This window comes from Zeaxanthinibacter enoshimensis (assembly GCF_004362865.1).
In the GTDB taxonomy this organism is placed as follows: Bacteria; Bacteroidota; Bacteroidia; order Flavobacteriales; family Flavobacteriaceae; genus Zeaxanthinibacter; species Zeaxanthinibacter enoshimensis.
Window position 1 is genome coordinate 707,364 of sequence record NZ_SNYI01000001.1, and the last position, 22,061, is coordinate 729,424.

The following is a 22,061-nucleotide window of genomic DNA, read 5'->3' on the forward strand; positions in this document are numbered from 1 at the left end:
CTAAGACTTATCTTTGCGGGCAAAACAACGGAGTGATGAGCAAGAGAACCCGGGTGCGCTTTGCACCCAGTCCCACAGGGCCACTACATATAGGCGGGGTAAGAACCGCATTATTCAATTACCTTTTCGCAAAGAAGGAAGGGGGGGATTTCATACTAAGAATAGAAGATACAGACCAGAACAGGTATGTTGAAGGAGCGGAAGCCTATATCACAGAGGCTTTATCCTGGTGCGGTATTATCTGTGATGAAGGTCCGCATATTGGAGGAGATCACGGTCCTTACCGCCAGAGTGAACGCAAGGATATTTATAAACAATACGCCGATCAACTCATCGCAGAAGGTAAAGCGTATTACGCCTTTGATACTGCGGAAGAACTGGACGCCCACAGGAAGGATCATGAAGCCAAAGGGAAAACTTTTATATACAACTGGCATAACCGGAACAAACTTAAGAACTCTCTTTCCCTGGAAGCATCTGAAACTTCCAAACTAATTGAAGCGGGAACAGAGTATGTCATCCGGTTTAAAAGTCCCGAAAAAGAAAGCCTGGAACTTTACGATCTTATCCGGGGGAAAATCACCATCGATACAGCTACCCTGGACGATAAGGTCCTGTTTAAAAGCGATGGCATGCCCACCTACCACCTGGCCAATATCGTGGATGATCACCTGATGGAGATCACCCATGTGATCAGGGGTGAGGAATGGTTGCCCTCCCTGGCACTACACCAGTTACTTTACAATGCCTTTGGCTGGGAAGCCCCCAGTTTTGCACACCTGCCCCTGATCATGAAACCGGTCGGGAAAGGAAAACTAAGTAAAAGGGATGGAGAAAAACTTGGATTCCCGGTCTTCCCGTTGCAGTGGGGCGAGTCCCAGGGGTACCGGGAAAACGGCTATCTCCCGGAAGCGGTGATCAATTTCCTGGCTATGTTAGGATGGAATCCCGGGACGGAGCAGGAAATATTCACCCTGGATGAATTAATAGCACAATTCTCACTGGAAAGGGTAAACAAATCCGGGGCGCGTTTTGATCCTGAAAAAACTAAATGGTATAATCAGCATTACCTGCAGCAGATGAGTGCGGCGGAGCTGGCCCGCAGGTTCCAGCCACTCCTGAACGACGTCCTTCGTGAGAAGGGGGCAGAGCTCCCTGGAATAGAAACGATCGAAAAAGTTACGGCCCTGGTCAAAGAAAGAGCCACATTTATTCAAGACCTCTGGTCCCTGAGTTCGTATTTCTTTATTGCGCCCGAATCCCATGACGAAAAAGCGGTGCGCAAACAATGGAAAGAAGGAACACCGGCAATACTCAGGAATGTGCTAAATGTGATGTTATCTGTACAGGATTTTTCCTCAGAAGAGATCGAAAAGGCTGTAAAGAAGCATATACAGGATGAGGAATTGTCTTTTGGGCAGGTGATGCCGCCTTTGAGACTGGCCATCGTGGGCGCCATGCAGGGGCCTCATTTATTTGATATCATTTCGCTGATCGGGCCTGAGGAGACCCGGGCACGGATAGAAAAAGCCATCGCCACGCTCTAGGAAAGCAGCTAATCCCAGTATTTAAAAGGTGTATCGCAGCAATGTGGTACACCTTTCTTATTTCTGCTGTAACAAAATCAGAATTTAACCTACTGATATTACGAACTCTGCGTATATTAACACAGCTTAAACCAATCAGACATGATGAATTTCCTATTAATCCCGATCGTAATATTCGGGATACTGCTGTTACTCTCTTCCTTCTTCGTTGTAAAACAACAAACCGCCGTGATCGTGGAACGATTTGGGCGTTTCCAGAGTATCCGGAATTCGGGCTTACAGATGAAAATACCCCTTGTAGATCGTATTGCCGGGAAGGTAAGTTTAAAGATTCAGCAGCTTGACGTGATCGTCGAAACAAAAACCCGGGACGATGTTTTCGTAAAACTTAAGATCTCCGTACAGTACGTGGTGATTCGCAGCAAGGTATACGAAGCCTTTTACAAACTGGAGTATCCCCATGAGCAGATCACATCTTACGTATTCGACGTAGTCCGGGCAGAAGTGCCCAAAATGAAACTGGATGATGTCTTTGTGAAAAAGGATGACATTGCTATAGCCGTTAAAGCAGAACTACAGGATGCCATGCTCGATTACGGTTACGATATCATAAAGACCCTGGTCACGGATATTGACCCGGATGCCCAGGTGAAGTCGGCCATGAACCGTATCAACGCTTCTGAGCGTGAGAAGATCGCGGCTCAGTTTGAAGGAGATGCGGCCAGGATCCTTATCGTGGAAAAGGCCAAAGCCGAAGCAGAAAGTAAGCGTCTCCAGGGACAGGGTATTGCGGACCAGCGGCGCGAGATCGCGAGGGGACTGGAAGAATCTGTGGAAGTACTGAATAAAGTAGGTATTAATTCGCAGGAAGCTTCAGCACTCATCGTGGTGACCCAACATTACGATACACTTCAATCTATAGGCGAAGCCACTAATACTAATCTCATTCTTCTTCCAAATTCGCCCCAGGCAGGCAGCGATATGCTCAACAATATGGTCGCTTCTTTTACAGCCAGTAACCAGATAGGCGAGGCCATGAAGCGACAGAAATCCAACAAGGACAAAAAGGAATAATAAAAAAGACCTTTAGGTATATTATACTTAAAGGTCTTTCTGTATTTATTTCTAAACCACCTGTTTAACTCACTTTTTTCAAAAATTTCCTGGCCACAAGCGTGGCAAAAACTTTCTGGATGAGACCTCCCATTCCGCCCAGCAAGCTGGTCGGGTATAACTGGGTTTTCACATTCTTATAACTCAATTTCAGGTTTTCCCGGTCTATCGCGCGTTGTAACTCCAGGATCTTGAGATCGTGGTTGATTTCAGCCAGGGATTCATATCGTTTAGACATATCAGTCATCAAAATAAAATTCAGAAAATTTCTTAAGCAGCGGCTTGTTGATCCGGTCCCGGACAAGGTAAAACAGTATTCCTACCAACAGGTAGAAACCACCCACCACCAGGAACCCCTGGAAAGTGTTATCAAGGGCCTGTCCTATTCCGTAGGAAGCCGCGAGTGAAAGGAATAACAAGGCAATGAAAGCAATGACCCCGACGATCAGCATTTTAGAGAAGGACATTACTGCCTGCATCAGGAATTTAAATGCCTTAAGCTTGTAATATTCTGCGCTCGTATCTATGTAAGAGCGTGCGGTCCGGTCAGCTTCTGCTATATTATCCTTAAGTTCTTCGAAAGCCATGCTTTATTATTTCTGCAATTCTGCATTCTTTTTGCGTAGATCGGCCAGTTTTCTCTCCAGGGTAGCGATGATATCATCAGCTTTGTAGCTCATGGTAGAGATAGTCTCGTCCAACCTGCGATCAAAATCAGCTTTCTTGGCGTCTGCGGTCTTGGTCAGTTCATCTGCTGCCTTATGTAAGCGTACATTAAGGTCATCGCGGGTTTTAAGGGCACTGTCCTTAAGTCTCTTCCTGGTCTCTTCTCCTTTATCAGGAGCATAAAGAATACCGGCGATTCCGCCTATTGCAGCTCCTGTTAATAAAGCCAGTAATACATTTCCACTATTGTTATTCATGATCAGTAATTTTTTATGGTTAATACTCCTTTTTTCGAACATTTAAGATACGACTAAAAAGGAAAGAATGTGTGAAGTCGCAGTTATTAATTTTATGTTTATAACTGATCCTCAACATCTTCCCGTATGTACTTATGTTCATTGATGACAATGTAGGCACAAACCTCCAGCTGTATTAACCATATCCAATGAAAAACTATCGGAAAACCACGAATAACAGTTTAATCGCCAAAAGCTGGCTAGATTAAGCGCGTTAAGCTGCTTTTAAAGCATAAAAAAAGGATCCCGGGGGATCCTGTTTGTTTTTAATTAATCGTGTAGGAAACTAATCCTGGTCCTTTAATTTGGCCCAGGTGTCCCGCAGTGGCACTGTCCTGTTAAAGACCAAAGCACCGGCCTTGCTATCCGTGTCTATATTAAAATACCCCAGTCTCTGGAACTGGAAGCGTTCCCCCGGCTCCGCGCCTTTAAGACTTGGTTCTATATAAGCGGTCACCACTTTAAGAGAATCCGGATTAATAAATTCCATAAAATCCCTGTCCTTTACAGCGTCCGGGGTTTCGTGGCTGAACAGCCGGTCGTACAGGCGAACCTCGGCCGGGATAGCATGGGCCACAGAAACCCAGTGCAGGGTTCCTTTGACCTTTCTGAGACTTTCCTCTGTTCCGCTACCACTCTTACTTTTCGGGTCATAGGTACATTGGATCTCTGTAATATTCCCATCGGTATCTTTGGTGCAGGATTCGGCTTTAATGATGTAACCGTTCTTGAGCCTGACTTCCCCTCCCAGCTTCAGCCGGAAAAATTTGCGATTAGCCTCTTCCTTAAAATCGTCTTTCTCGATGTATAATTCCCTGGAAAATGGAACTTCCCGCTCCCCGGCCCCCGGGTCCTCAGGGTTATTCTCAGCAGTCAGCCATTCCTCCTGCCCTTCCGGGTAATTGGTAATAACCAGTTTAACTGGGTCCAATACCGCCATAACCCGGGGGGCGATCTGGTTCAGGTGCTCCCGCACATGGAATTCGAGCAGGCTTACATCCACCACGTTCTCTCTTTTTGCAATACCAATGGTATCCGCAAAGTTTCTGATCGACTCCGGGGTATAGCCCCTTCGTCTCAATCCGGAAATGGTAGGCATCCTGGGATCATCCCAACTTTTCACAATTCCACGGTTTACCAATTCCAGGAGCTTGCGCTTACTGACTACGGTGTGGCTCAGATTACGCCTGGCAAATTCACGCTGTTTTGGCCGCACCCTGCCCTCTTCCACCACCTGGTCCAGGAACCAGTTGTACAATTCCCGGTGGGGAGCGAATTCGAGCGTACACAATGAATGTGAGACCGATTCTATATAATCACTCTCCCCGTGCGTCCAGTCGTACATTGGGTAAATACACCAATCGGTATTTGTGCGATGGTGAGGTTTATGTAATACGCGATACATGATTGGATCGCGCATCAGCATATTCGTGGCTGCCATATCGATCTTCGCCCGGAGCACATGGGTGCCTTCCCCGTGTTTCCCGGCTTTCATCTCCTCGAACAACTGCAGGTTCTCCTCTACAGACCGGTTCCGGTACGGGCTGTCCGTACCAGGTTCAGTCGGGGTTCCCTTTTGTTCAGCCATAGCTTCAGACGACTGGCTGTCTATATAAGCCTTACCTTCCTTGATGAGCATTACCGCCCATTCGTACAACTGCTGGAAATAATCGGATGCATAACACTCCTTGTCCCATTGAAATCCAAGCCACTCCACATCGGAGCGGATGGCTTCTACATATTCTTTTTCCTCCTTGGAAGGGTTGGTGTCATCAAAGCGAAGATTCACCGGTGCATCGTACCTGAGGCCTAATCCGAAATTAAGGCAGATAGAGCTGGCGTGGCCTATATGGAGATAACCATTGGGTTCCGGGGGAAACCTGAACCGGAGATCATTCTTTGAAAAGCCTTTCTCCAGGTCTTCTTCTATGATGTGTTCTATAAAATTCAGCGAGCGTGGCGCGTCTTTCATAAGCTATATTTTCAAGCTGCAAAGTTAGCAAAATTGCGTTCATACCGCCCATAATTAAAGCCGCAGCCTACAAGAATCGCGATTTCACAACATAAATCTACCGTACTACAACATTAAATTCCCCGCACTTCGATTAAATGGCATATTTGTTAGGTATACAGGCAGCCGCAGATTACATCTCCCCAACTGCGATTAATGTACTGTTTGTTCAGAATCAGACAATTGATCAAAATATCCTAGTAAACGGTAGTCCCAAACTACAAGCCGATATGAAACAAATTCTACGATACAAATTCCGTTTCTTCTTCAGTATACTGTTGTTCTGCAGTGGCATGCTTGCATCTGCCCAGACCCTGAAGAAGCCGGAAGCAGCTCCCAACCAGTCTCCGCCTCCCGGTTCCAGCCCTTGGGTACAAGCCTGTGCATCGGGTTCGTTCAACGATTACTGGGTGAACTTTACATGGAGTCCGCCCCTGGTGAACTCCTCCAACGAATTTATCCTGGAGCTTTCCGATGCCAATGGTGATTTTACCGACCCGGTGGAATTAGCCAGGGATGGCAGCAAGAATACGGTGTTCGATTTCTTTTTCCAATTCCAGGTTCCGCCGGATACCCGGGGAGAGAACTACCGCTTCCGCGTCAGGAGTACTAGTCCCGCTTTAACCAGTCCGCCTTCTGATCCACACCCGATGTATTACCTGTCAGTTAATTCAGGAATAAAGATCCGTCAGCAGGGTGAGGATGATTTCGGGAATGGTTCGGCACAGATCTGTGACGGCAACTCTATCACCCTGGAAGTTTACGACCTGGCCAATTCCGGGGATTATCAATACAACTGGTACCGGAGTGGAACCCTTCTCGCAGAAAAATCTGATCGTATTACGGTGACCACAGCAGGGATGTATAATGCAGAGATAGATTACGGTGCATGTTCGGGATCTGGTAACACCTTGTCTAATATTATGGATATCACGGTGGGCAGCAGTCTTGGTATTGCCATCAACCCACCCGCCAAAACAGATCTCTGCGAGGGAGACGTACAGGCTTTGGAAGCCAACATCAGCGGCAGCGGGCTTACGTATATCTGGTACAAGGACGGAACTCCTGTCACCTCACCGACAATAGATGACCATATATATACTGTAGATGCTTCCGTAACTAATTTTGAAGGAGATTACCAGGTAGAAGTATACGGGCCTGGAGCCTGTGTGGAAAGATCATCGCCGGTTTCTATAACCAATGCCGGGAATGTTACCGCTTCCCGGGATAATGACCCGGAGCTGGTCATCCTTCCGGGGAACAGCGTAACACTGAATGTAAGTACTAATGCCAGTAATCCAAGCTATCAATGGTACCGGAATGGTACTGTCATCAGCGGTGCAACCACGAATTCCTATACCATAAACGATGTTGCAGATGAAGGTGATTATTATGCCGAGGTGACCCAGACCGGGGGAGCCTGTGCATCGGCTACCGCCACATCAGAAATAACTACCGTTATCGCGCCCGTCTCTTTCGAGATCGTAACGGATCATATCGGCAGTTATACTGCCTGTGATAATACAAGTACGGCCCTTGAGGTGTCAAGGATCAATGCTTTGGATGATGCCGGGAATAAAACCGACGTAACTTCCAGCCTGAGAGATTCCTTTACCTACCAGTGGTATAAGGACGGAGTGGCAATCAGTGGGGAAACCGCTGCCACCATTAGCCTTACAGACACCTCGGAAAACGGCAGTTACACCCTTGAAGGAAATATTGATACGTATTCCAGCACCTCTTCTGCACTGGACGTACAATTGCTGGTCAATGAAACTTTGCTGATTGAAAGTACCGGCCTGGTCAGTTGTGGGGACGGAGAGATCATTACCATCAGTACGGATACGGACCTGGATGGGCAGACATTCTCCTGGACCAGGGACAACGAGGTCATCAGCAGCAGCGACCAATCCCTGAATACGACTGAACCAGGAATATACCAGTTGGTATTACAGCGCAACGGTTGTCCTTTACTCTCTAACGAAATCGTGATTTCCCCAATAGATGAATCGCTTATCACCCTGGATCAGCCGGGATCCATTGTCTTCCCTGAAGGGAGCTCAAAAACAGTAACCGCCAGCGGGGGAGATTCTTACCAGTGGTATGACAGTTCCAATACTGAAAGAAGCAATTCCTCCTCTATGACCTTTACGGAAGAGGGCTCTTATTTACTGGTTGCCTCAATTGGGAACTGTACTATTACCAGGTCCCTGAAAGTTGAATACCTGGACACCTTTAAAGTACCTAATGTTATTTCTGTTAATGGCGACGGAATTAACGACCAATGGGTTATCCCGAACTCTTATTCTAACAAAGAAGAAGTAACCGTGATCATCTATAATGAAAGAGGAGAAGAGATCTTTAACCAGGCAGATTACAAGAACAACTGGCCGGAATCGACCAGGATTTTTCCAAAACAGAATATGGTCTTCTATTACAAGATCAAGAATGCGAACAGCGTATTGAAGCAAGGCACAATAACTATTATCCGATAACTAACAATGAAAAAGGGAATCCTTTTCTTATTTCTTTGCATGGCAATTTTCAGCAGGGTGGGAGCCCAGGATGAGAGTCCGTTCATCACTTATGATGTTCCTTCCCAAAACCTGCTGAAGTACAACCGTTTCCTTATCAACCCTACCTTTTCCACGGTCAGGGAGGATAAATCGTATTTTAACCTGCTGCACCGAAACCAATCGGTACAATTTGACGATAATAACCAGTTGTACTTCCTGAGTTACAGCGGGCGGATCAGCGACAGGACCGGGCTTGGTCTCAGTCTTTATACCCAGCGGGAAGGACTTGTCAGCAACTACGGTGTACTGGCGAACTACGCTTACGGAATCAAGCTTAATGACAAGAGCAATTTTACTTTTGGGGCCAACGTATCTTATTACAACAGTGGTTTTGATGAGAGCAGGGCTAATTCTGTGGAGGACGATCCTTTCCTGAATGGTTTCCAGGACAATTCACTCTTATCTTTCCAGCCTGGATTCAATATATCTTACGGCAAATTCGATTTCGGGGTCTTTGCCGAAAACCTGTTCGATTACAACCTTAAGACCAATACTTCGCTAACCTCTTTTGATGAAAAGACCTTTTCCGGTCACCTGCAGTACACCCATGCTTTTGATAATGCCGGTGGGATATTGGAGGAAGGAAGGGTAATGCCCCTTGCCCGGGTAAGAAAGATGGGGGAAGAAGAACTCGCCCTTGGCGGCAGCCTTATCCTGGATCTTCCTAAACTGGGATGGTTACAGGGAGGTTATGACAGTTTCTACGGGGCTTCCGCGGGAATTGGGTTCAACCTCAACCGCAGGTTATCCCTGGGATACACTATGGAAAAAGGGTTATCCGGTAATACCGATAATTTCGGTCTTACCCACGAGATCTCTTTTGCTTACTCCTTTACTCCTAACCTTACCGAGGACCGGGTCATGCTGGAAAACGAGCAGGATGCCCTGGTATCTTCAGAGGATGAAGAGGAAGAACTTAGTATTAGTGATAAGGATGCAGAGATCGCAGAACTGAAAAGAAGGCTGGAAGAAAATGATGCCATCCTGGCCGAATTAGTATATAGACAGGATTCCGTCGAAAAAGCCCAGCAACAGGAACTTGAAAGACGTTTTGAAATGGTAATGCGAATGGTGCGTAATGAAACCGGAGGTAACCGCCCTGACCTGGAAGAAAAAGCCAGGCAACAATACTTTATCAATAACGAGAGAGCGCAGGTTGCAAGCCAAGAGGAAACCAAAAGACCAACAATAATTAAACCGACCGGTATGCCTGCCGAAAAGGCACGTAAAAAGATTGAAGAAAAGCCTGTTGTTGCAGAGGTTTCGCAAGATAATATCAGTCCGGCAAAAGCTGAGCGGAAGGCTGCAAAGAGCAGGACCTTCAGGGACCTGCAGGAAGTGGAAGAAGGATACTATGTTATTGCAAATGTTTATAAAGGCGGGAAATACATGACCAACTTTATCAGTGCCCTGCAAGCTGAAGGGATCGATGCCGGTTACATAGATAATCCCCGGAACGGGCTCAAGTATGTTTACTTACAGCGATTCAACAGCAAGGAAGAAGCGATGCGGGCTTATAATACCGGTCTGGACGGGAAATATGACGGAGATCTGTGGATCATGAATGTCGATAACCGCTATACCAATGAAGCCTATGCTGCAAATGCAAAGAAAATACAGGAGAAATCAGCCGGGTACGAGAATAATGTTCTACAGAAGAATGTTGTTGCCCGTGATAAGGTTGCTGCATCCGAAAATAAGAAAGAACCACAGCTGGGAAGGAAGGGCTCTGAATATTACATCATTGCCAATGTCTTTGCAAACCCGAACAATGCCAACAGGTTTGTTAAGCTGCTCAATTCTCAGGGACTGAGCGCGAGTTATTTCATCAACCCAAAAAATAACTACAGGTATGTTTACCTGAAGAGACATGATTCCTGGAACAATGCACTTATCTCGTATTACACCAAACTAGATGCCTCTTATGATGACACTATGTGGATCATGAAAGTACCGCCAAACTTGATTACTTGATGAATATTCATCTATTATTAAAGCTTGTCCCCTATGTCAGCCTGCTATTGTGCCTCTCCTTAAATGCACAGGTGGGCTGTCCGTCCAATAACAACCCCATCTCCGAACTGATCGAGGATAATACGAATACGGTGGAAGGGGAAGTTGCGATTTGCCCAAATGACGGATCAGAATTACCTAAAATTTTTCTTTGTGGTGCTAATGACAGTGATAACCTGACGGTAAATTTCTCCAACACACAAAGTATATCCTGGGAAAAACTGGATGAATCAAGTTGTATTTCTGCCGGTGATGACTGTGCGAACAAAAATGCCGGGTGTACATGGAACAGCGTCGGGAATGGCAGCAATTACATCGCCGGGGAACCTGGAAAATATCGTATCCTGGTCACATACCTCAACGGCTGTTCGGAACGTTTTTATTTTGATGTATTTAAGAATCCATTAGACCCACAGGCGAATGTCAAGGACATAATGTGCGGCAACCCTGGCAATATCACGGTCACCAACATGCCGGCCGATTATGAATATCAGCTCCTCGATGCCACCTCCGGGAACATCCTGGTTCCCTATAGCGCCAATAACGGACCCGTTTTTAACATTACATCAGATGGCCTTTATACCGTTCAAATCAGGCAGTCAGGGGTTAGCGGTGGTTGTGTATTCCAACTACAGGACCTTAGCATCCAAACACGAAACTTTGAAGTTAATACCGTGGTGACCGATGCGAGTTGTGGGGATTTTGGCTCTATTAACGTTAGCGTCCTGGACGCCGAACCACAATATTATTACACTCTCAGGGAGGCCGGAAGCCTTGTCGATGATTACGTCCCCACTTCAGACAGCAATTATACTTTTGAAGGGTTGAGAGGTGGCACCTATGAACTGGAGGTTCAAACAGAAGACGGATGTAGTTACACGGAATTACTGACCATAGAGAGCAGCAGTTCATTTGAGATAGATGCTGTTGTATCTCAGCATATCACCTGCAGGGAAGGTAATATTCAGATGCAGACGCAGGGAAACCCTAAAGGTGGGGTTCGCTACGCCATTTGGAATCAGGAAGATATAGATGGAAACACCATACTGTCTTACAACTCCTTTAATGATATCCCGGCTTCCGAATTTCAAACCAGTGTAATTTTTGACATCCTGGACGAAGGAAGGTATACATTTGTCGGTTTCGATAAAGCCAATTGCGCGGTGGTTACCAATACGGTGATCATAGAATTATTCCCCGAGGTAGATTATACTACTACCACTGCAGATGAAAGCTGTTATGGTGCTGCTGACGGTGAAATCAGGTATACCATTATTGATAGCAATGGCTATTCTGTGCGTTACAGGATTACCTACCCCGACGGCAGTACCAGTGAGAATGATTCGGGAATCTTCACCGGGCTGGCCCAGGGAGATTATACAGTTACCCTTATCCAATCCAAAGGCGGGGGAGAATGTGAATTCCCGGAAGATTTCACCATTGGAGGTCCTGCTATGGGCATATCAGGAAATACGGTTATTACACAACCTTATACCTGCACCCAGGACGCCACGATAGAATTCCAGAATGCAAGTGGTGGAACCGGGCCATACGAATACAGTATTGATGGTGTTACATATGGTCCTTCCAATACTTTTCCGGGTCTTTCCAATGGCACTTATACTATTACAGTTCGCGATACCAATGGGTGTGCCTTCAATTCTGCTCCAGTAACTATTTCGCCCCTTGATCTTCCAAGCGATATTACGTTTACCACGACACCTTTAAGTTGCCCCGCAGAAACTTCGGATGTGACCCTGGCTGTGACGGGGGGGTCCGGAGCATTTACTTACGAGATCATTGCACCGGCAGCTGCTGTGGTAAACAATGGTAATAACAATGAATTTTTCGGCTTGGATGCCGACACTTATACTTTTAAAGTAACAGATGCCAATGGTTGTGAATACCAGGAAAATTTAACGATCAATCCCCTAATTCCTATACAGGTATCAGGAGCACTGGTCAGGGATGTAAGTTGTGTGGGCGGCAGCGACGGGGCGGTTGATTTTGCCATCAACGGGTTCTCCGGCACCTACAGCTATTCCCTGAACGGGGGTGCCACAGTGGCAGGGCAGTCTGCTGGCATCCTAAATCTTACCGGGCTTGCCGCAGGAAATTATACCCTCGTAGTAACTGACGAGACTACAAACTGTATTGATTCAGATACCATTACGGTCAGTGAACCAACAAACACCCTTGCATTTACTTATAATTTGAGTCCACTCACCTGTATTTCCGACGGTTCGGTAGCAATAAACGCTACCGATGGATGGGGTGGGTACAGCTACCAGCTTACGCAGCCTGACGCCACCGACCTGGGACCGCAGGGCAGTAATGTGTTTAACGGTCTTACACAAGCGGGTACCTACACCATTACGGTAACTGATGCAGGAGGATGTGCTATTACAGACACCTTTGATATTACTACTCCTGTAAATCCTGCGGTGAGCCTGGATGCCACAACAGATTTGTGTTATAACCCTACTACAGGTGTCAGTCTGACCGCAACCCCGGCAGGGGGGGTGGCACCATATTCATTCAGCCTTAACGGGGGACCGGGGCAAAACAGCAATGTTTTTGACAACCTCGCTCCCGGAAATTATACAGTTACAGTCACGGATGCTTACGGGTGTACAGGCACTTCCGGCATCACCGTTGTGGCTCCACAGATGGAGGTGACCGGGGTGCTGACCAAGCAGCTGGATTGTTCCGCTTCCCCAGATGCGCTGATAGACATCTCTATCACCGACGGCTACGCTCCTTTTACCTACGAGGTAAACGGCGGAGCCTCAAATCCCATTGCGGGAAATTCTTTTACCTATAATACGGCCGTTGATGGGTCTTTCACCTTCACCATCACTGATAACGAGGGTTGTACTGCCCAGACTACTGTTGTGGTAGATGCCATAAGCAGCCCCGCGGCAACCACCAATATTACGGATCCCTCCTGTGACGGAGCAGCGGATGGAATCATAGAGATCGTTATTGATACCAATTTTGGGACAGGACCTTACCAGGTAGATTTTAATGGCTCGGGTCTGTCTCCCCAGACGGTTTACAGCGGGCTTGTCTCCGGTACTTATAATTATACCATCGTAGATGATAAGGGATGTACCTTCTCGGATTCGGTGAACCTGACCGCCCCGAATGCGATCAGTGCGGATGCCGTGATCACCCAGCCATATAATTGCTTACAGACGGCTACCATCCAGGTTCAGAATGTAAGCGGGGGAAGCCCGGGATACACTTTCAGTATTGACGGAGTAAGTTTCGGAGCCTCTGATACGTTTAGCGGTGTAACAGAAGGTACATACAATGTTTTTGTAAGGGATACCAATGGATGCGTCTTTACTTCGGCACCGGTTACCATCCCCGCCCTGGATCCTCCCACGGATATTTCCTTCACCGCAACAGCCCCGAACTGTCCGGACCAGACCTCTGATGTGACCCTTACCGTTACAGATGGAGTAGGCACTATTACTTATGAAATAATCGCGCCGGCAGCAGCTGCTATTAACAATGGAAATAATAATGTATTTACTGCACTCGCCCCGGACACTTATACCTTCCGGGTAACTGATGCCAATAACTGCAGCTACGAGGAATCTTTTACCATAACTCCTGTAGATCCCATAGCTATCAACGGAACCCTGATCAGGAATGTTTCCTGCGTGGGGACATCTGATGGGTCGGTCGACTTTAATGTGACCGGGTTTTCGGCTACCTACGCCTATACTGTCAATGGTGGTGCCGCCACTACCGGGCAGTCATCAGGCACTATCAGCCTCCCTGCTTTACCGGCCGGGGATCACACCATAGTCGTTACCGATGAGACCACAAATTGTACAGACTCTGCTACCGTAACGGTAAGCGAACCTTCCGTTCCGCTGAATTTTACTTTTGTACTCACCCCGCTAACCTGTGAAGTGGATGCTACCGTAACCATTAATGCTCAGGATGGCTGGCCGCAATATACCTACGAGATCGTGGAACCGGATGCCAATGTATTAGGGCCTCAGCCGGGGAATTTCTTCAGCGGTCTCAATAAGATCGGGACCCATACCATCCGGGTAACGGATTCAGGGGGTTGTACGGTAACAGATACCTTTGATATTATTAGCCCGTCTAATCCTACGGCAAGCATCGATCCGGCTTCTGCGCTCTGTTACAGCTCCACTACCCCGGCCAGTATAGTGGTTGGGGCCACAGGCGGAATTGCCCCGTATTATTACCAGATCAACGGGGGGCCGACACGAACTTCAAATACCTTTAGCGACCTGATTCCCGGCAATTATACCTTTACCGTAAGGGATAGTAATGGTTGTACCGATGATGTCAGTATAATTATAGAACCCGAGCTTATTGCAACAGCGATCCTGTCCAAGGACCTGGACTGTTCTGCTTCTCCGGATGCCATCATTGACTTGAATTTCAGCGGGGGGTATAGTCCTTATACCTACGAAGTAAGATATAATGGGGGTGCATATGCGGCAATCTGCGACTGTTTCCCCTACACTACCTCAAATCCCGGAACCTACGAGTTTCGAATCACGGACAGCCAGGGATGTGTTGCTGAATCTAATGTCATCACCGTAACCACGGCTACCATGCCTGTTGCAACAACCACCCTGACCGACCCAACCTGTAACGGGGATACAAATGGCATTGTTGAGATCGAGATTGATCCGAACTTCGGGACGGCACCCTACCAGGTCAGCTTTAATGGTTCAGCCTTTACCAACCAGAGTGTATACACCGGTTTGCCAGCAGGTAATTATCCTTATACCGTTGTTGATAGTAAAGGTTGCTCCTATTCGGATACCGCTACTCTTACAGACCCCGTACTTTTTGACGCCACGGTGTCCGTAACCGATGTTAGTTGTGGCGCCACCGGGGATATCCCGGGACAGATCGATATCAATATTATCAGTGGGGGAGTGGCTAATTTTACATACACCCTGTATGATAACCAGAATAATGTTGTTCCAACCAGCGGGCCGAACCCTATCGTTAACACTGCAGCCACCTCTGCTTCTTTTGGAGGGCTGGATTTCGGCGATTACTATGTGCGGATCATCGATGCCAACGGCTGTGAATTCTATAAGAACCCGGTAAGAGTCCTGTCTAACCCTTTCCTGACCCTAAAATCTGCACCCGCAGTCGTGGATTGTAATACGGGAGGGACGGTAGAGTTACTTGCCTCAGGAGGTTCAGGAGACTATAGTTTTGAGATCTATGGTGCAGGAACACCCCCGTCTACGGAAGTTGCAGGGCCGGGAATGAATGAAGAGACGGCAACTTTTACCGGCTTAAACCCGGGACAGACCTATGTTTTCAAGGCAGTAGATAATTCTAACTTATGTACCAGTTATGTAGAAGTAGACATTCCGACGGTTTCCTCAATAGATGTGGTCGCCTCCCCGTCAGTTACTGATGTGAGCTGTTTTGGCGATAATAACGGCTCCATATCCTTCCAGGTCGAAGGCTTTGATCCCTCCGTTACGGATATAGATTACAGCATATTACAGGCAGTTAGTAACACCCCATTGGGAGCTCCTTATAACGGCACTGTCACTCAGGCAGCTGGTGGTCCAACCCCAACGCCGCTCGAAACCATCAGTAATATACCGCCGGGAGATTATATCTTATTATTCAAGGAAGCCACCAGTCCATTCTGCTCCAACACCTTTGAATTCAGGATCCTGGAACCCAGCCCGCTTTCTATGGTACTGATAGACCAGAACAATGCGAATTGTAACGAAGAGGCTCAGGTAACAGTACGGGCACAGGGGGGAACAGGTCCATACACCTATGCTTTTGTTGAAGACGGAAATGCTCCTGGGGCCGGCGACTATATGGCTAGTAACTATGCAGAATTAGACCCTGCAATCAATACCCAGTGGGATGTCTACGCCCAGGATGCCAATGGGTGTGTGACCACGGTACTGGACGTGACCATAGCCGCAGACCCATCGCCTGTCATCGATGCTTTTGTTGCTAATCAATGTTCAGTTCCTGAAGGAGATTTCACGATCACCATAGACCTCACCACAGCGGGAATGGCACCCCATACCCTGAGTATAAACGGGGGTGCGCATCAAGCAGTTCCCCTGACCAATACGGGTGATTCTTTTGACCTGACAGGCCTGAGTTCTGGAGATTATGATCTGGTCATCCGTGATGCTAATGGCTGTGAATTTATTCATCCGTCAATTACCATATATAAACCCTCTTCCCTTAGCGCCGAGGCTACCGTCCAGCCTACTTGTGCCTTGAATGACGGGCAGATCCTGATCACCCCATATGGTGGATCCGGAGCATATACCTACGAATTATTCCAAGGTGGGGTAAGTGTCACCGGTGCGCCCCAGGCAATGCCGTTATTCACAGGGCTTGCCCCGGGTAACTATGTGGCTTTCATTTATGACACCCTGGTAGCCGGTTGTGGTGCCAGTGTTAGTATTGAACTGGAAGTGCCAACATCCGTATCTTTTACAACCACTCAAAATAACGTCAGTTGCTCCGGTGCCAGCGATGGAAATATTACGGCTATCCTGGATCCGGGTAATAATAATCCCCCTTATACCTACCAGTTACTCGATAACCTGGGACTACCAATTACTTTACCACAGTCCAATAATACTTTTTCAAATCTAGCGGCTGCAGATTACGAAGTAGTGGTACGTTCTTCGCGTGGTTGTGAGTTCAGGCAGAATGTAACCATAACAGAACCGGACGTGGTTGTTGCTTCTGCGTCTAATAGCGAGTTCAGCTGTAACCCGGACAATTCCGTTTCCCAGGCCACAATTACCGTGTCAGGTATAGGAGGAAGTGGTTCTTATATGTATAGTATAGACGGTATTAACTACTTCAGCAGCAATACTTTTAACATCAACGACAATGGTGCGGTGCAAAACCTGACCCTTTGGGTAAGGGATGACAATGGTTGTGCGGATGATGTGGCTATCAGTATAAACCCTCTTCCGGAGATCAGCTCGGTAAATGTATCTCAATTAACGGCCATCACTTGTGCTAATGAGGAAAATGTTAGGGTCGCTGTAGTCGGGGGGTCAGGCGACTTTGACTTCGAGTTACTCCCTATAGGTAGTGCACCCACGGTTACCCCTGGCCCGGGGAACCAGACCGCCGATTTTAACTTATCAGCTCCGGGCGATTATACATTCAGGATCACCGATAATGTTACCGGTTGTTACGAAGTGACCACTCCTTACACGGTGGCTCCTTTTGATACCATAGAGGTTAATGCCACAGCCATTTCCCCGGTCAGCTGTTTTGGAGATACAGATGGAGTAATGGAGATCAGTGTAAATGGTTATACCGGGAATTATACTTACCAAGTGTTTAATTCGGCCGCTGCAGCAGTTACCGGTGTAATTACAACAGATACCTCCGTGAACCCAAGAACCATAAATAACCTGCCCGGAGGAAACTTCTATGTTGAGGTGATTGCTACGGACACCCCGTTCTGTGATGATCAGTCTAACACCATTACTATAGGATCCCCTGATGCCGCAGTGACCCTGACAGAAATAACTAATGTTAATGCCAATTGTAATATCGGCGCCCAAGTAGTGGTGAACGCAAACGGGGGAACACCCGGCTATTCGTACTCATTTGTGCCATCAGGAAGTCCTGCCGGAGCCTTTACTGCCAGTGCAAGTGCCGAACTGAACCCTGTGGCTTACCCTGCCGATTATGATGTATATGTCCAGGATGCCAAGGGCTGTGGCACCATGATCACTATTACAGTGGATGAAGATCCTGTTCCCACGGTTACTGCTCCTGTATATGCAGTGGAACAATGTACTTCTGATGGTACACTATACACCTTTACGGTGGCCGGAACAGGTATTGCCCCGTTAGAATACAGCGTAGGGGCTGGCTACCAAACCAGTTCTACACTCAGTGTAAATGCACCAGGGAACTATACCATCACCGTCCGTGATGCCAATGGGTGTACCGCTACTGATACTATCAGCATTTTACCCCCCCTTGGACTAACCCCTCAAGCAACGACCCAGCCTTCTTGTGCCTTCAATGACGGGGAGATCACTGTAACTCCGAACGGAGGTTCGGGAAGTTATGAATATGAACTATTTGACAGTGCTATGAATCCCGTAGCCCCAAGACAGCCAGGGAACATATTCAATGGCCTGGCGCCTGGTAACTACATCGCGGTACTGTATGATACCAGTGGTACCGGTTGTGATGCACAAGCTACTGTTAGCCTGGAGACCCCGACCCCCGTGGTATTTACTTTTACCCAGGAAAACGTTTCCTGTAACGGGGGTACCGATGGTGCCATCCAGGTACTTCTTGATCCATCCAATGACAACCCATCTTACACCTATACTATAGATGATGGGGTATCTACTGTTACCCAGACCAGCAGCCTCTTTACAGGGCTTTCTGCCGGCAGCTATGATATTACAGTAACCTCAGGCAGGAACTGTTCAGATACCCAGACCGTAATTATAGCCGAGCCGGCCTCTTTAGTGGCAACTGCGACTGCAACTACCTTTGCCTGTAACCCAGATAACAGCGTTGCACAGGTTATCCTCACTGCCGGGGCTACAGACGGGACCGCTCCGTATACCTACAGTATTGACGGGATTAACTTTGTGAGTAATAACAGCTTTACCATAAATGATACCGGGTCTACCCAGAATATTATCGTGACAGTCAAGGATGACAACGGCTGTACGGAAACAGCCTCCGTGACTATAGAGCCCCTGAATACATTTACAGCCACTGTTTCACGGACCACCGCAATTACCTGTGCCAACCCCGAATCGGTACTGATCACGGTCAATGATGATGGTAATCCCGTCAATGTTTATACCTATGAACTGTTACCTGCCGGAAATCCTGATGGCAGCAATACGGGTTATCCTACCAATACCACAGCTTCCTTTGACCTTTCCGCAGTGGGTAGTTACGTGTTCCGTATAACCGACACCAACACCGGGTGTGCTTACGTAACAGAGCCTTATAACGTGGCTCCCTTTGACCTGATAGAGGTTGAGGCGTCACAGGCTACGCCTGTCAGCTGTTTCGGAGATAATGATGGTACGATCGAATTTGAAGTCCAGGGGTATAACGGAACTTTTAATTTTGAGATATATCAGAGCAGCGGTGTTAGCACTGGTATCTCAGGGAATGGTAATACAAGCACCGGGCCATTACAAATTACAGGACTTACGGGGGGCAACTATTACATCCTCGTTGATGCAACAGACACCCCTTATTGCAGCACTTTATCTAATACCTTGAAAATAACAGCCCCATCATCACCGCTTTCGTCAACGGCCACCGAGACCGCCGGTGTACAGTGTACAAATGACAGGGGAGAAATACTAGTTGTCCCTGACGGGGGCTATGCTCCTTATGACCTGGTTCTGACCAATACAGGAACAGGGCAGGTGTATACGGCTGCTGCTGTTGGAAACTATATCTTCTCTGGCTTGTCCTCGGGAAATTATACGATACAGGTTACGGATAGCGGGGGATGCATGATTTCCGATGCGATCACCCTGTTGCAACCCAATCCTATAAACGCCGATATATCGGCCACCCCCGCCACCTTATCGTGTTTTGGTGATAACAACGGGACAGTTACCGCTACCAATATAACCGGAGGCCAGGGAAGTTACTTATATAGTTTAAATTATTACGACACCTCCGGCTCTACTATTGAGATCTCGAGTGGAGCTCAGACCAGCCCTTCCTTCCCTAATTTGGGAGAAGGCATCTATAGTATTACTGTTACCGATGGCTGGAATTGCGTGGTGGAAACTGCACAGGTAACCATTAGTGAACCCGCTGAAGTAATTAGTTCATTAAGAAAAATAAGCAGCTTAAGTTGTAATGACCAGGCCCGGATAGAATTAACGGCCGGCGGAGGCGTAGGCCCATATGAATATAGTGTGGATGGCATTACTTACAGTCCTATGTCCGGGGGCAACACGCACCTGTTTAATGTTGGAGCAGGCAATTACCAGTATTATGTCAGGGACAGTAACAATTGCAGTGCATTACTATCTAACCAGGTGTCTATAGAACCATTAACTCCCCTGGAGCTGAACCTTGATTTGTCCGGGGCATTCATCAACTGTACCGGTGAAGCAACAGCAACCATCAGTGCCAGTGCTACAGGGGGATTAGGTAATTACAGCTATGAATTATTCAGGGATGCTTCACTGACTGATCTGGTAGCCGGTCCGCAGAGCAATGGGAATTTCAGGGATCTTGCCACAGGCAGTTATTTCCTGCGTCTTATAAGCGAGGATTGTACAGAAATCTCATCAGAAATCTTAATCCAGGACCCACCACCATTACAGGTAGACCTGCAGCAGTCCACCGATGTCACCTGTGCAGGAGAAGACGATGGTACGATAACCGTTGAGGTGTCCGGGGGATCTGGTAATATATTATACGCCATCAGCCCTAACCTGAACAAATTCAGTACTGATAACACCTTTACCGATCTTGCCCCGGGGGTATACGACGTGGTAGCACAGGATGTAAACGGATGTTTTATCCCCTTCCAGTTTACCATCACGGAACCTGCCCCGCTACAGGCCACTTTCACGACTTTACCCGAGGTTTGTGCCGGGGAAGAGGATGGAAGTATATCCCTGAGTATATCGGGCGGTACAGCGCCTTACAGGACAGCTTTCAATGCTAATGACGATGCTGATTTTGTAAACGGGCAGACCGATTTTAACAACCTGGCCGCAGGAACCTATGTCATCTTTATCAGGGATGCACAGGATTGCGAGACCAACGTGATCGTTGAAGTAGAAGGCGGAGTTAACCTGGAAGCAACCATTACACCTATTTACGAGTGTAGCGGTGCCAGCCCTGATAACTTCCTCGATATAGTGCTGCAGGATGAGTCCGTGGCAAATGATGTGATGTATGCCCTGGATTCCACTGATCCCGCAGACATGCAACTCGATCCTGAGTTCAGCAATATTGCACCCGGGGATCACTATATCAGTATATCCCATGCTAACGGATGCCTGAGAACCATAGACTTTACCATAGAGACCTTTGAACCGCTTACCCTCGCCCTCGAACAGAATAACCTTAACGAGATCACGGCGATCGCCACTGGTGGAGGCGGAGAGTATACCTTCACCTTTAACGGGCGCAATAACGGGGACAGGAATACTTACTTTATCAACAGATCCGATGTGTATACGGTTACCGTTGAAGATGCCAATGGATGTACCATATCTGCTGATATTGCCATGGAATTCGTGGATATCGAGATCCCGAACTTCTTTACCCCTGATGGTGATGGCCATAATGATAGATGGATTCCCAGAAATATTGAAGGTTTTCCCAATATGCTGACGATCATTTTTGATCGTTATGGCAGAGAGATCTATCGTATGGACAATAAGAACAAAGGATGGGAAGGATTCTACAAAGAGACCGAGATGCCCACCGGGGATTATTGGTACCTCATCAAACTTAGGGGGGAAAATGACCCGAGAGAACTAATAGGACATTTCACGTTGTATAGATAAATATCTCATATGGCAACCCGAAAACGGCGATGGGTGGTTGTGTGATTTTCTACTTTGAAAATCTATACTGCTCCCCCTTTTGGTCACCTGCTGACAGGGCCATAACTACACATTACCGGTGTTCACGACAAAATAATGCCTCTTCACAACAAAAAATATTCCAGGCCCCTGCTTGTCACTAATTTCATCCTTAAGTAGTGCTGATAACCAGGACCCAACCAACCAAATTCCGGGTTTTAGAGTGCCGTTAATTGAATCATCCCCCGAAAACAGCGCGTATT

The 22,061-nt window shown here is 47.4% G+C and carries 9 protein-coding genes; 5 read left to right on the top strand and 4 right to left on the bottom strand.

What is annotated here, in order from left to right:
• Positions 1-35: 35 nt before the first annotated feature.
• Both gltX and CLV82_RS03155 read left to right on the top strand, forming a co-directional pair.
• On the top strand, positions 36-1,547 hold the full coding sequence (gene gltX, locus CLV82_RS03150; protein ID WP_133642838.1) for a glutamate--tRNA ligase: 1,512 nt from the start codon (positions 36-38) through the stop codon (positions 1,545-1,547).
• 141 nt (positions 1,548-1,688) lie between these two features.
• The gene (locus CLV82_RS03155; protein WP_133642839.1) at positions 1,689-2,621 is read left to right on the top strand and encodes an SPFH domain-containing protein; all 933 of its coding nucleotides are present in this window, start codon (positions 1,689-1,691) and stop codon (positions 2,619-2,621) included.
• A 64-nt stretch (positions 2,622-2,685) separates the two neighbouring features.
• Here the strand turns inward: CLV82_RS03155 and CLV82_RS03160 are convergent, their stop codons facing one another.
• The 4 genes from CLV82_RS03160 to CLV82_RS03175 form a co-directional block, all read right to left on the bottom strand.
• The gene (locus CLV82_RS03160; RefSeq protein WP_133642840.1) at positions 2,686-2,898 is read right to left on the bottom strand and encodes a DUF6327 family protein; all 213 of its coding nucleotides are present in this window, start codon (positions 2,896-2,898) and stop codon (positions 2,686-2,688) included.
• 1 nt (position 2,899) lies between these two features.
• Positions 2,900-3,247, bottom strand: a complete 348-nt coding sequence (locus tag CLV82_RS03165; protein WP_133642841.1) for a phage holin family protein — start codon at positions 3,245-3,247, stop codon at positions 2,900-2,902.
• A 6-nt stretch (positions 3,248-3,253) separates the two neighbouring features.
• Entirely contained in the window at positions 3,254-3,583 is a 330-nt protein-coding gene (locus CLV82_RS03170) for a YtxH domain-containing protein (protein ID WP_133642842.1), read from the bottom strand.
• Positions 3,584-3,908: 325 nt separating this feature from the next.
• On the bottom strand, positions 3,909-5,594 hold the full coding sequence (locus CLV82_RS03175) for a glutamine--tRNA ligase/YqeY domain fusion protein (protein WP_133642843.1): 1,686 nt from the start codon (positions 5,592-5,594) through the stop codon (positions 3,909-3,911).
• 269 nt (positions 5,595-5,863) lie between these two features.
• Here CLV82_RS03175 and CLV82_RS03180 point away from each other — a divergent pair, with 269 nt between their 5' ends.
• Genes CLV82_RS03180 through CLV82_RS03190 form a run of 3 tightly spaced genes read left to right on the top strand, consistent with a single transcriptional unit; the run spans position 5,864 to position 21,780 of the window.
• A complete protein-coding gene (locus CLV82_RS03180; RefSeq protein WP_243744132.1) occupies positions 5,864-8,128 on the top strand; it encodes an Ig-like domain-containing protein in 2,265 nt (754 codons plus the stop codon).
• A gap of 6 nt (positions 8,129-8,134) precedes the next feature.
• Entirely contained in the window at positions 8,135-10,183 is a 2,049-nt protein-coding gene (locus CLV82_RS03185; protein WP_133642844.1) for a PorP/SprF family type IX secretion system membrane protein, read from the top strand.
• Complete coding sequence (locus CLV82_RS03190; RefSeq protein ID WP_133642845.1) at positions 10,183-21,780, top strand: T9SS type B sorting domain-containing protein; 11,598 nt, start codon at positions 10,183-10,185, stop codon at positions 21,778-21,780. The genes CLV82_RS03185 and CLV82_RS03190 overlap by 1 nt, the downstream gene beginning before the upstream one ends.
• The last annotated feature ends 281 nt before the right edge of the window (positions 21,781-22,061 follow it).